General features: G+C 57.7%; 13 protein-coding genes and 1 tRNA gene. 13 read left to right on the top strand and 1 reads right to left on the bottom strand.

Annotated elements, in window-relative coordinates; genetic code table 11:
* The first annotated feature begins 2 nt into the window (after window positions 1–2).
* From mgfK to ACFFIY_RS07260, 3 genes are all read left to right on the top strand, one after another.
* Window positions 3–995 carry a gluconeogenesis morphogenetic factor MgfK gene (mgfK, locus tag ACFFIY_RS07270; protein WP_354199001.1) on the top strand — a complete coding sequence of 331 codons (993 nt, stop codon included), beginning with the start codon at window positions 3–5 and terminating at the stop codon, window positions 993–995.
* 32 nt (window positions 996–1,027) lie between these two features.
* Complete coding sequence (gene whiA, locus ACFFIY_RS07265; protein WP_354199003.1) at window positions 1,028–1,972, top strand: DNA-binding protein WhiA; 945 nt, start codon at window positions 1,028–1,030, stop codon at window positions 1,970–1,972.
* A gap of 79 nt (window positions 1,973–2,051) precedes the next feature.
* Complete coding sequence (locus ACFFIY_RS07260) at window positions 2,052–2,309, top strand: HPr family phosphocarrier protein (RefSeq protein ID WP_354199005.1); 258 nt, start codon at window positions 2,052–2,054, stop codon at window positions 2,307–2,309.
* Window positions 2,310–2,363: 54 nt separating this feature from the next.
* Here the strand turns inward: ACFFIY_RS07260 and clpP are convergent, their stop codons facing one another.
* Window positions 2,364–2,975 carry an ATP-dependent Clp endopeptidase proteolytic subunit ClpP gene (clpP, locus tag ACFFIY_RS07255; protein ID WP_354199007.1) on the bottom strand — a complete coding sequence of 204 codons (612 nt, stop codon included), beginning with the start codon at window positions 2,973–2,975 and terminating at the stop codon, window positions 2,364–2,366.
* A 199-nt stretch (window positions 2,976–3,174) separates the two neighbouring features.
* Here clpP and ACFFIY_RS07250 point away from each other — a divergent pair.
* The 10 genes from ACFFIY_RS07250 (at window position 3,175) to eno (ending at window position 12,307) form a co-directional block, all read left to right on the top strand.
* Window positions 3,175–3,246: transfer RNA gene (locus ACFFIY_RS07250), tRNA-Arg, on the top strand.
* Between the two features lie 224 nt (window positions 3,247–3,470).
* The gene (locus ACFFIY_RS07245) at window positions 3,471–4,049 is read left to right on the top strand and encodes a LemA family protein (RefSeq protein WP_354199009.1); all 579 of its coding nucleotides are present in this window, start codon (window positions 3,471–3,473) and stop codon (window positions 4,047–4,049) included.
* Window positions 4,049–4,870, top strand: a complete 822-nt coding sequence (locus ACFFIY_RS07240) for a TPM domain-containing protein (RefSeq protein ID WP_354199011.1) — start codon at window positions 4,049–4,051, stop codon at window positions 4,868–4,870. The genes ACFFIY_RS07245 and ACFFIY_RS07240 overlap by 1 nt, the downstream gene beginning before the upstream one ends.
* Window positions 4,871–4,919: 49 nt before the next feature.
* Window positions 4,920–5,144 (top strand): glutaredoxin family protein, encoded by a 225-nt coding sequence (locus tag ACFFIY_RS07235; protein ID WP_354199027.1) that lies wholly within the window; start codon window positions 4,920–4,922, stop codon window positions 5,142–5,144.
* Between the two features lie 168 nt (window positions 5,145–5,312).
* Window positions 5,313–6,350, top strand: coding sequence for a sugar-binding transcriptional regulator (locus ACFFIY_RS07230; protein WP_354199013.1), 1,038 nt, complete (start codon window positions 5,313–5,315; stop codon window positions 6,348–6,350).
* Between the two features lie 56 nt (window positions 6,351–6,406).
* Entirely contained in the window at window positions 6,407–7,414 is a 1,008-nt protein-coding gene (gene gap / locus ACFFIY_RS07225) for a type I glyceraldehyde-3-phosphate dehydrogenase (RefSeq protein WP_354199015.1), read from the top strand.
* Between the two features lie 87 nt (window positions 7,415–7,501).
* The gene (locus ACFFIY_RS07220; protein WP_354199017.1) at window positions 7,502–8,686 is read left to right on the top strand and encodes a phosphoglycerate kinase; all 1,185 of its coding nucleotides are present in this window, start codon (window positions 7,502–7,504) and stop codon (window positions 8,684–8,686) included.
* Between the two features lie 18 nt (window positions 8,687–8,704).
* Window positions 8,705–9,466: a triose-phosphate isomerase gene (tpiA, locus tag ACFFIY_RS07215; protein ID WP_354199019.1), complete on the top strand. Its 762-nt coding sequence runs from the start codon at window positions 8,705–8,707 to the stop codon at window positions 9,464–9,466.
* Window positions 9,459–10,991, top strand: coding sequence for a 2,3-bisphosphoglycerate-independent phosphoglycerate mutase (gene gpmI, locus ACFFIY_RS07210; protein WP_354199021.1), 1,533 nt, complete (start codon window positions 9,459–9,461; stop codon window positions 10,989–10,991). The genes tpiA and gpmI overlap by 8 nt, the downstream gene beginning before the upstream one ends.
* 20 nt (window positions 10,992–11,011) lie before the next feature.
* Entirely contained in the window at window positions 11,012–12,307 is a 1,296-nt protein-coding gene (eno, locus tag ACFFIY_RS07205) for a phosphopyruvate hydratase (RefSeq protein WP_354199023.1), read from the top strand.
* Window positions 12,308–12,408 lie beyond the last annotated feature (101 nt).

Genomic DNA, 12,408 nt, shown 5'->3' with positions numbered 1-12,408 from the left:
CCATGCCCAAAAAACAAGGGGGAAAAAGGATTGTGGCGATCGGGGGGGGAACCGGTCTGTCCACAATCCTTCGCGGACTCAAGAAATTCGACGCCGACCTGACCGCCATCGTCACGGTGGCGGATGACGGCGGGAGTTCGGGCCGGCTGCGGAAAGATTTTCTCATTCCGCCGCCCGGCGATGTCCGCAATGTCATGGCGGCACTGTCGGATGTGGAGCCGCTCGTCGAAGAGATGTTCCAGTTCCGCTTCGGGAAGGAAGATTCCCTGAACGGGCACTCGCTCGGCAATCTCATGCTCGCTGCAATGACCCATATTACGGGAGACTTCGCGCGGGCGGTGGCCGAGATGAGCCGCATCCTGAACATCAAGGGCCGGGTGCTGCCTGCAGCCAACCAGGTCATCACGCTCGGGGCCGAGCTCGACGACGGCTCCATCATCAACGGAGAATCCAAAATTCCCGCCTATGGCCGGCGGATCCGGCGCGTCTTTCTCATTCCTGATGATGTCCAGCCGCTTGAAGAGACGGTCCGAGCCATTCGTCAGGCCGATTTGATCGTCATTGGGCCGGGCAGTCTGTACACGAGCATTTTGCCGAACCTCCTCGTCCCGGGAATCCGGGATGCGGTTTTGAAGGCCAGGGCCGAGAAAGTGTACATATGCAATATCATGACGCAACCGGGCGAAACGTATGCCTTCACTGCGGAAGACCATGTGCTGGCAATGTACGAGCATCTCGGCATCCCGTTCCTCGATGGCATCCTCGTCCATGACGGGAGACAGGTGCCCGGCGTCATCGAGGAGGAATACGGGAAACAACAGTCCGTGCCGGTGAGGGGCAACCCGGCCGCCCTGCAGGCACTCGTGAAGCATGTCGTCTTCGAGGACATCGCCACGATCGTCGACAACCACGTCCGGCATGATGCCGGCAAGGTGGCGGACTGGCTGCTGGCTTATCCGGGCAATCCGGACCGTCCCGGCAGCATTCCGGTCTGATGCCGGATGCTGTGTGAAAGGAGGGGGACCCGATGTCGTTTGCATCGGATACAAAAAAAGAACTGACCCAGGTGGAGATGGACGATTGTTGCACGAAGGCGGAGCTCGCCGCGTTCATTCAGATGAACGGTGTCCTGTCGCTGTCCAACCGTCAGATGAGTCTGGACATCCAGACTGAAAATGCGGCCATCGCCCGCCGGATGTATGTGAACATCAAGCAATTGTACCCATATAAGATCGAACTGCTCGTGCGCAAAAAAATGAGGCTGAAGAAGAACAACGTCTACATATGCCGGATCCGGGAAGGGGCACGTCATATGCTGGAAGACCTCGGGATTGCAGCGGGCATGACGGGCTCCGGAGCCATTCCGGAAGAGCTGGTGCAAGAGGACTGCTGCAAGCGGAGCTATCTGCGGGGCGCCTTCCTTGCCGGTGGGTCCGTCAACAATCCGGAGACGTCTTCCTACCATCTCGAGATCTTCACGCTTTACCAGGAACACAGCGAAGCGCTCGTCGGTCTGATGAACGGCTATGGCCTGAATGCCAAGTCGATCGAGCGGAAGAAGGGCTTCATTGCCTATCTGAAGGAAGCGGAGAAGATTTCGGACTTTCTCAGCCTGATCGGTGCGCACGGTGCGTTGCTTAAATTCGAGGATGTCCGCATTGTCCGGGACATGCGCAACAGCGTCAACCGGCTCGTGAACTGCGAGACCGCCAATTTAAACAAAACGATCGGCGCCGCACAGCGCCAGGTGGAAAACATCAAGTACATCGAAGAGATGATCGGGATCGCAGGACTGCCGGAGCGGCTTCAGGAAATCGCCAGGCTCCGCGTGGAATACCAGGACGTGACGCTAAAGGAGCTCGGCGAAATGGTATCCGGACCGGCCATCAGCAAATCCGGCGTCAACCACCGGCTCCGGAAACTCGACGAAATCGCGGAGAAACTGCGAAAAGGCGGAATTTCACTGAAGTGAAGAAATTCTTGTCCTTTTTGTCCGTCTCCGATACGATAAAAGAATAGACAAGCAACGGTGATGAAGGAGGATGTCGGCCATGACCGATCGGACATTAGAAGTGAAACTGAAATCCGGGCTGCAGGCGAGGCAGGCGGCTTTGTTCGTCCAGGAGGCGAACCGGTTCTCTTCAGACATTTATCTGGAGAAGGGAACGAGGAAAGTGAATGCCAAGAGCATCATGGGCATCATGAGCCTGGCAATCGGCAGAGGGGTCGAAGTGACGCTCAGTGCCGACGGACATGATGAGGAACAGGCGGTCGAAGCCCTTTCCGGCATCATCGAAAACGAAAATTGAACCCGAACCAAAAAAAGACCCGGCCGAGTTGGCCGGGTCTTTCGCTGTTTAAGATTATTTTTCTTCTTTCTTGCCGGCGGTGATGTCATTGCGCTCGATGATATGGTCGATGAGGCCATATTCCTTTGCCCGCTCGGCCGTCATGAAGTTGTCGCGGTCGGTGTCTTTTGCGATGACTTCGATCGGCTGGCCGGTGCGCTCGGCAAGGATGCGGTTCAGCTTTTCGCGGATGAACAGGATGTGCTTCGCGGCGATTTCGATTTCGGTCGCCTGGCCCTGTGCGCCGCCGAGCGGCTGGTGGATCATCACTTCGGCGTTCGGAAGAGCATAGCGCTTGCCTTCCGTGCCCGCTGCGAGCAGGAATGCACCCATCGATGCGGCCATGCCGATGCAGATCGTCTGGACGTCCGGCTTGATGAACTGCATTGTGTCGAAGATCGCCATGCCGGCGGAGATGCTGCCGCCCGGGCTGTTGATGTAAATGGAGATGTCCTTCTCCGGATCTTCCGCTTCAAGGAAAAGGAGCTGTGCCACGATCGAGTTGGCGACGTTGTCGTCGATCCCCGAGCCGAGCATGATGATGCGGTCTTTCAGAAGGCGCGAATAAATATCGTACGCGCGCTCACCGCGGTTCGTTTGTTCAATTACTGTAGGAATGAGATTCATTGTTCTTCCTCCTTCAGGGTGGATTGGCTTAACTGCTGCACTGGAACACTATACCCCATCAGCTGTGACTTTATCATACACAATTTGGTCAATGAAGGTCAAATAGGATGCCTGCCGGAAATATTGAAAACAGGGTTGCGCAATTCCGGGAAGCTGTGTATAATAAAAAATGTCGTCCGGGATGGACGGTATAAAAACTGCCCTCGTGGTGCAACGGATAGCACGTAAGATTCCGGTTCTTAAGATGTGGGTTCGATTCCTGCCGAGGGCGCTGACAAAGCCGTCATTGAGCGATTCATTCGCTTGATGGCGGCTTTTTATGATGGTTTGAGCCGGCCTGAACGCCGCCTGCTCTATCTTTTTCTCTTTCGCCGGGAACTTTTCCTTCCTTCGCCCGTAGAATTGCTTAAGGTTGTTTCGCGGTAAGTCGGTTCAGGGTATTGGTCATTATGCCGAAAAAACGACTTGAATTGTGGATGGAGAGGGGAAGATCATATGAAGAGAATGTTCGGGCCGATCGCGATCATCATCGGGATCCTCGTGATCCTGGCCATCATGCTCGTGCCGAAGTACAATACGTTCGTCGGGCTTGAAGAAGATGTGGATCAATCATACAGCCAGATCGAGAACCAGCTGCAGCGCAGGGTTGATCTCATTCCAAACCTGGTCGAAACAGTGAAAGGCTTTGCCAAGCATGAGGAAAAGGTGCTCGGTGACATTGCCGATGCCCGCTCGCGTCTTGCAGGCGCCAACACGCCGGAAGAACAGGCGACCGCCAACGATGAACTGAGTGGCGCGCTCAGCCGATTGCTTGTCGTCGTTGAAAATTATCCGGAACTGAAGGCGGACGCCAACTTCCGCCAGCTGATGGATGAACTGGCCGGAACCGAAAACCGGATCAGTGTCGCACGGATGGATTACAACGACACTGTTTCACAATATAACCGCAACGTCCGCCGATTCCCGGGCAGTCTCGTCGCCGGCATCTTTGGTTTTGATGAGAAAGAATACTTCAAGGCGGCAGCCGGTGCCCAAGAAGTGCCGAAAGTCGACTTCGGGGAGTACGGTGACTGATGAAACGGCTGTGCCGGTCCCTTCTGCTCGTCTTGCTGTTGTATGTGCCGGCGGCCGTCCATGCGGCTGAGCCGGACATACCGGATCAGATCGGGCATGACTATATTCAGGATCACGCCGGAATCCTGAGTCCGGATCAAAAAGCAGAATTGGAACAGCTTGCTTCCCGGCTCGACCGGGGAACGGGGGCCCAGTTTATCGTACTCACCGTGCCGTTTGCCATTGAAATTCCGGACCAATACGCAGTCCAGGCACTCAGAAAGTACAGGGTGGGGCAGGCATCGGAAAATAACGGCGTTTTGCTGTTGGTGTCGACCGTGAAAAACAGCATGAATAAAAGAGCTTTTGAGATTACTACCGGGTATGGACTCGAAGGGGCGCTCCCCGACGGCAAGTTGGGAAGAATCATTGATGAATACGGAATTCCGTATTTAAGCAATGAGGAGCCGGATCAAGCCATTCTGGCAGTATACAAGACGGTCTATAACGAAATCGCCAAAGAATACAACTGGGACGGATCCGTCGATCAGCCGGTAGAACCCGAAAGCAGTGATGGCGGGGGATGGCCATTCGGCCCGTTCGTCACCATCATCATCATCTACATCCTCTTTAAGATCTTCTTCGGAGGCGGAGGCGGGGGCGGAGGCGGTCCTCGAGGCCGCCGCCGCGGACCGGTTGTCTTCTTCCCGGGATCCTTCGGCGGAGGCGGCGGAGGATTCGGAGGTGGAGGCGGCTTTGGCGGCTTCGGAGGCGGCGGAGGCGGAGGCTTCACCGGCGGGGGCGGCTCAGGCGGGGGCGGAGGTGCCGGCCGCGGCTGGTGAGCTCGTCCGATACCCCGGCAATGCCAGAAAGGAATGACGCCATTTGAACGTGAAGCTCTATGTCCGGGAAGATTGCCCGCTTTGCGACGAAGCGCTTTTGAATCTCCGCCTCGTCGCGGAGGATCTCCCGGTTGAAGCCGAGATCATCGACATCGAGTCGGATGACCGGCTTCATGAAAAATATATGCTGATGATTCCGGTGCTGGAGAAGGAAGGGGAAGTCCTCCTGTACGGCGGCATCGGTTATGTGGACCTTTTGGACGCGCTCTCGTAGCGCGTCCATTTTTTATGGGCTGATTTTCACGCCGGGCAGGGCATACTCATAGTCTGGTCCTTTTTTTCTGATTGTTTGATTTTACCGGCAGGGTGGAATACAATAAAGACAACCGGGACACAAATTTAAACACTGGGACTAATGTTGTCCCGATGGGAGGAGAGTCGGATGGATGAATTGACGGCTGCCCAGCGGCGGCTGTTGCCGGAGATCACCTCGATGCTTGAATCCCGTTACCGCGTTCTGCACTCGATTCAGCGGGAAGGGCCGGTCGGAAGGCGCGCGCTCGTTGGACTGCTCGGGATGACAGAGCGTGAAGTCCGCGCAGAGTGCGACAAGCTCCGGAGCCAGGGGCTGATCCGGGCCGAGCCGGCGGGCATGGAAGCGACCGCGGACGGATCGGATGTGCTCCGGCTGCTCCGGCCGATGCTGAAAGAATGGACGGGGCTTGAAGACCTGGGGAGTGACCTCGCCCGGATTTTGGGTATACAGGAAGTGAAAGTTGTCGCGTCCTCAGGTGACGGGGACGGGGAGCGGATCAAAGACCGCATGGCGAGGGAATCGGCAGAGTTTCTCGCGGAAAGGCTGCCCGTGGGAGCAACGGTTGCCGTCACGGGCGGAAGCACGGTCGCCCGCATTGCGGAATACGCGGATTTATGCAGAGGCAAGAAGCCGCGGTTCATCGCAGCGAGAGGCGGGACATCGGGAGAAGCGAAAACGCAGGCCAATATGATTGCGGCTGCGCTTGCCGCCGGTTCGGATGGCGGTTGGACGCCGTTTCATCTGCCCGAGTCACTCGGCGAAGCTTCCTACAGGACGCTGCTTGAAGAGCCGTATGTCCGGGAAGCCATAGAACTGTATGACGAAGCGGACTGTGTGATCCACGGCATCGGCAATGCGCTGGAAATCGCCGGAAGAAGAGGGACAGGGTCAGCAGAGCTCGAATCGCTCATTGAAAACGGCGCCGTTGCAGAAGCGTTCGGATACTATCTGGATGCGGACGGCAGGGAAGTCGGACGCATCCTGACGATCGGCATCCGGCGTGAGCAGCTCGGACGGGTGCCGCTTCCGGTCGCTGTGACGGGCGGCAAGGACAAGGCGGCCGCCATCCTGGCTTATATGAAACAGGCTCCGCCGGCGACCGTGCTCGTGACGGACGAAGCGGCTGCCGAAGAAATGATCCGGCTGAACGGCTTGAAGAATTGATGTTGGACGTCTGGAAATGATGAGAAGGATATTATAAAATCCGGGAGGAATAAAACATGGCAATGAAAGTGGCTATCAACGGTTTTGGACGAATTGGACGGGTTGTGTTCCGCCAGGCTTGGGACAACCCGGAACTTGACATTGTTGCGGTGAACGACCTGACGGACTCCGCCATGCTCGCGCATCTTCTGAAGTATGACTCGGTCCACGGAACATTCGGACCGGAAGTCACGCACGATGAAGAAAGCATCATTGTAGACGGGAAGAAAATCCGCGTGTTCGCCGAAAAAGATCCGGCCGCCCTTCCGTGGGGCGATCTCGGCATCGATGTCGTGCTTGAATCGACAGGTGTGTTCCGCTCGAAAGAGAAGGCGGGCCTTCACCTCGAGGCGGGCGCCAAGAAAGTGCTGCTGTCCGCACCGGGCAAAGGCGACATCAAGACACTCGTCATGGGCATCAATGAAAACGACTATGATCCGCAGGCTGATGACGTCGTCTCGAATGCCTCGTGCACGACGAACTGCCTGGCTCCGATTGCAAAAGTTCTCCAGGAAAAGTTCGGCATCCGCAAAGGCCTGATGACGACGATCCACTCGTATACCAATGATCAGCGGATCCTCGACCTGCCGCATGAAGATTACCGGCGTGCGCGCGCGGCGGCCCAGTCGATGATTCCGACGACGACGGGCGCAGCGACGGCCGTGACGAAAGTTCTGCCCGCCCTCAAAGGCAAGCTTGACGGGATGGCAGTCCGTGTGCCGACGCCGAACGTCTCCCTCGTCGACCTGACCGCGGAACTGGACGGCCCGGCAACCGTCGAAGAAGTGAATGCCGCCCTTAAGGAAGCGGCCGAAGGAGACTTGAAGGGACTTCTTTTCGTCTCCGATCTCCCGCTCGTTTCGCGTGACTATAACGGCAGCACGGCCTCTTCCACGGTGGATGCCCTTTCGACGATGTCGATCGGGGACAACCTGGTGAAAGTGATCAGCTGGTATGACAACGAAAGCGGCTATTCCGCACGGTGCATCGACCTGATGCTTCATATGCAGCAGGCAGGAATCTGATAGCCTTCCCCTGCGGAAACCTCTATAATGGAATGGGACAAGGAACGGGGGTCCCGTTCCTTTTATTTATATACGGGAGGTCTTTTCATGATCCGGAAAAAATCCATCAATGATGTGGATGTCCGCGGCAAGCGCGTGTTCTGCCGCGTGGACTTCAATGTTCCCCAGGAGGGCGGGCAGATCACGGACGATACCCGCATCCGCGCAGCGCTTCCGACTGTCCGAAAGCTGTCGGAAGACGGTGCCCAGGTGATCCTTGCCAGCCACCTCGGCCGGCCGAAAGGGAAAGTGAATGAAGAGATGCGCATGACGGCTGTCGGACAGCGGCTTTCGGAGCTGCTCGGGCGTGAGGTGACGACGCTTCGGAAGTCTGTGGGACCGGAAGTCGAGCAGGCGGTCGGCGGCATGAAAAACGGCGACGTCATCCTGCTTGAGAACGTCCGCTTCCATGAAGGGGAAGAGAAGAACGACCCCGGACTCGCAAAGCAATTCGCCGCGCTTGCCGATCTTTATGTGAATGATGCGTTCGGCGCGGCACACCGGGCGCACGCCTCGACGGCAGGGATTGCGGATCATCTGCCGGCGGTTTCCGGTTTGCTGATGGAAAAGGAGCTGGACGTGCTCGGCAAGGCGCTTGCCGATCCGGAGCGGCCGTTCACGGCAATCATCGGCGGCGCGAAGGTGAAGGACAAGATCGGTGTGATTGACTTCCTTCTCGAAAAAGTGGACCATCTGCTTCTCGGGGGCGGTCTTTCCTATACGTTCTCGAGGGCGCAGGGCCATGACACGGGCAACTCGCTCGTCGAAGAAGACAAGGTGGACTTGGCCAGGTCGTTCATCGAGAAAGCGAAGGAAAAAGGAGTCGAGCTTCATCTTCCGGTGGATGCGGTCGTCGCTTCTGAATTCAGCGCGGACGCGGAAACGAAGGTCGTTTCGATTGATTCGATCCCGGCAGGGTGGATGGGGCTCGACATCGGACCCCAAACGGCCGAAGAATATGCAGACGTCATCGGGAGATCGAAGACCATTCTTTGGAACGGACCGATGGGCGTCTTTGAGATGGACGCCTTTGCGGACGGAACGCGGAAAGTCGCAGAAGCATCAGCGGAGACGGACGGTTATACGATCATCGGCGGAGGCGACTCTGCGGCTGCGGTCGAAAAGTTCGGTCTCTCAGAACAGATGGACCACATTTCAACAGGCGGCGGCGCTTCCCTTGAGTTCATGGAAGGGAAAGATCTGCCCGGAGTTTCAGCGCTCGACGACAAGTAATTGACGGAGGGATTCAACGTGCGAAAACCGATTATTGCAGGCAACTGGAAAATGCACAAGACACTCGGCGAAGCGGAACAGTTCTACGCAGATGTGCAGGGGGAAATTCCGGATCCGGCGAAAGTCGAAACGGTCATCTGCGCCCCGTATCCGTTCCTTTACCGGCTGGCCGGGCTGTCCGAAGGCAAGGCGCCTTCGGTCGGAGCCCAGAACATGCACTGGGAAGACGCCGGTGCATTCACGGGTGAAGTCAGCCCGGTTCAGTTGAAGGATCTCGGCGTGAACTATGCTATCATCGGCCACTCCGAACGCCGTGAATATTCCAATGAAACCGACGAAACCGTCAATCTGAAGCTGAAGGCGGCGCTCGGACACGGGATCATCCCGATCGTCTGCGTCGGTGAAACGCTTGAAGAACGGGAAGAAGGCCGGACGGAGGCCAAAGTGTCCGGTCAGGTGAAGGCGGCTTTTGTGGAAGTTTCCAGAGGGGAAGCTGAGCAGACTGTGATCGCCTATGAGCCGATTTGGGCGATCGGGACCGGAAAGACGGCCACTTCCGAAGAAGCGGGGGCCGTGTGCCGGACAATCCGGAATACGCTCGGGGAACTGTACGGCGGAGAGACTGCAGCGAAAATCCGCATTCAGTACGGCGGCAGCGTGAAGCCGGACAACATCGGCGAGCTGCTCGCACAGCCGGACATCGACGGTGCGCTTGTCGGCGGCGCCAGCCTGGATCCCGAATCATTCCTTCGCCTGGCGGAGGTGGCGGCCGATGAATAAACGTCCTGCCGCACTCATTATCCTGGACGGGTTCGGAAAACGGGATGAGACGTTCGGCAACGCGGTCGCCCAGGCGAGGAAGCCGAACTTTGACCGCTATTTCGCCCATTATCCGCATGCCTTCCTGCAGGCGAGCGGGGAGGCGGTCGGCCTTCCTGAAGGCCAGATGGGCAATTCCGAAGTTGGCCATACGAACATCGGAGCGGGACGGATCGTTTATCAGAGCCTGACAAGGATCAACAAATCGATCCGTGAAGGAGATTTCTTCGAAAATCCCGCCTTGCTGGACGCGGTTCGCCGTGCGAAGGATTCCGGAAAGTCGCTTCATCTGATGGGCCTGCTGTCGGACGGCGGCGTCCACAGCCATATCGATCACCTGTTTGCACTGATTGATCTGGCCGCGCGCCATGGCCTTGAGAATGTGTTTGTCCATGCGTTCCTTGACGGTCGTGATGTCGGGCCGAAGACGGCGCTCGGCTATATCGAGGAACTCGAGCAGCACATGAAGGACGCCGGCACCGGACGGATCGCTTCTGTGAGCGGCCGTTATTACGCAATGGACCGCGACCGCAGATGGGACCGGGAAAAGCTCGCCTATGATGCGATCACGGACGGCACCGGCGCTCAGGCCGCCACGGCGACCGCAGGAGTCCGGGAAGCGTATGAAAGAGGAGAAACCGACGAGTTCGTCATCCCGTTTGTCATCGCGGACAATGGGGTGCCGGAAGCGACGGTCAACGACGGCGACTCCGTGATTTTCTTCAACTTCCGTCCTGACCGGGCCATCCAGTTGACGTCTGCGTTCGTATCGGATCACTTCAGCGGGTTCGGCACGACTTACCGCCGGCCGCTCGACCTGACATTCGTCACCTTCACGCAGTACAGCGATGAGTTCGTCGGACTGGCGGAAATCGTCTTTCCGAACGTGAACCTGACCAACACCGTCGGGGAAGTGATCTCGCACGCCGGACTCCGGCAGCTGCGGATTGCAGAAACCGAGAAGTACCCGCATGTGACGTTCTTCATGAGCGGCGGCCGGGAGGAAGTGTTTGAAGGCGAGGAGCGGATCCTGATCAATTCGCCGAAGGTGGCGACCTATGATCTGAAGCCGGAGATGAGCGCCTATGAAGTGACGGATGCACTCGTCGACGTCATCAACCAGGACGGGACGGACGCCATCATCCTGAACTTCGCCAATCCGGACATGGTCGGCCACAGCGGCCGGCTGGAGCCGACGATCCAGGCGGTCGAAGCGGTCGATGAATGTCTTGGACGCGTGGTCGAAGCCCTGCTCGCGAAAGGCGGGGCGGCGATCATCACCGCCGATCACGGCAACGCCGACGAAGTGCTCACGCCGGAAGGCAAGCCGATGACCGCCCACACGGTGAATCCCGTGCCGGTCATCGTGACCGCGGAAGGCGTGACGATGAGAGAAGACGGCATTCTTGCCGACCTTGCGCCGACACTGCTGAAGCTGCTCGGCGTGCAGCAGCCGCCCGAAATGACGGGCAAGCCTTTATTCTAAAAAACAGGGAGCGTGTAGTCATGCCTATCATCACCCATATCCAAGCCCGCGAAGTTCTTGATTCCCGCGGCAATCCGACAGTTGAAGTGGAAGTGTTCACAGAAAGCGGCGCGTACGGACATGCCATCGTGCCGTCCGGCGCCTCGACGGGCGAATATGAAGCGGTGGAACTCCGCGACGGGGACTCGTCCCGCTACAACGGCAAGGGCGTCCTCAAAGCCGTCGATCATGTCAATGAACTGATCGCCGACGAACTCGTCGACAATTACTCGGTCCTCGACCAGGTATCGGTCGACAAGGCGCTCATCGAACTCGACGGAACGGAAAACAAAGGCAAGCTCGGCGCCAATGCCATCCTCGGCGTCTCGATGGCCGTTGCGCATGCCGGCGCGGATTATCTGGACATCCCGCTTTATCAATATCTCGGTGGCGTGAACGCAAAGACGCTTCCGGTTCCGATGATGAACATTCTGAACGGCGGAGAGCATGCGGACAACAACGTGGACATCCAGGAATTCATGGTCATGCCGGTCGGCGCGGAAACATTCCGCCAGGCGCTCCGGATGGGTGCGGAAGTGTTCCACTCCCTGAAATCCGTGCTGAAGGAGAAGGGCCTTGCGACTGCGGTCGGCGACGAAGGCGGCTTTGCCCCGAACCTCGGCTCGAACGAAGAGGCCCTCTCGACAATCATGGAAGCCATCGAAAAAGCGGGCTACAAGCCGGGTGAAGACCTGGTCCTTGCAATGGACGTCGCGTCTTCCGAGTTCTACGACAAGGAATCGGGCAAGTACAACCTGTCCGGAGAAGGCGTCAGCCGCACATCCGAGGAAATGGTGTCCTGGTATGAAGAACTTTGCTCAAAGTACCCGATCATCTCGATCGAGGACGGCCTTGACGAAAATGACTGGGAAGGCCACCGCCTGCTCACGGAGCGTCTCGGCAAGAGCGTCCAGCTTGTCGGCGATGATCTGTTTGTGACAAACACGAAAAAACTCGAACGCGGCATTTCCGAAGGCGTCGGCAACTCGATCCTCGTGAAGGTCAACCAGATCGGCACGCTCACCGAAACGTTCGATGCGATCGAAATGGCAAAGCGTGCCGGCTACACGGCGGTCATCTCGCACCGTTCGGGCGAGTCCGAAGACGTGACGATCGCCGACATCGCGGTCGCCGTCAACGCCGGCCAGATCAAAACCGGCGCCCCTTCGCGCACGGATCGCGTGGCGAAATACAACCAGCTGCTCCGCATCGAGGACCAGCTCGGCGACACGTCCGAGTACCCGGGACGCCGCGCATTCTACAATCTGAATAAATAATTCCCCGCGCCGGACCGGCTGCCGGGAATAATGTTGGCTCTACAATGTTAGTTGGGGTATAGGTACAATACCTCTAAATAAAAAAGGCACGCAAACTTCCA

This window comes from Bhargavaea ullalensis, from assembly GCF_042432615.1.
GTDB classification, from domain to species: domain Bacteria; phylum Bacillota; class Bacilli; order Bacillales_A; family Planococcaceae; genus Bhargavaea; species Bhargavaea ullalensis.
This window is presented reverse-complemented; position numbering and strand designations above follow the sequence as displayed.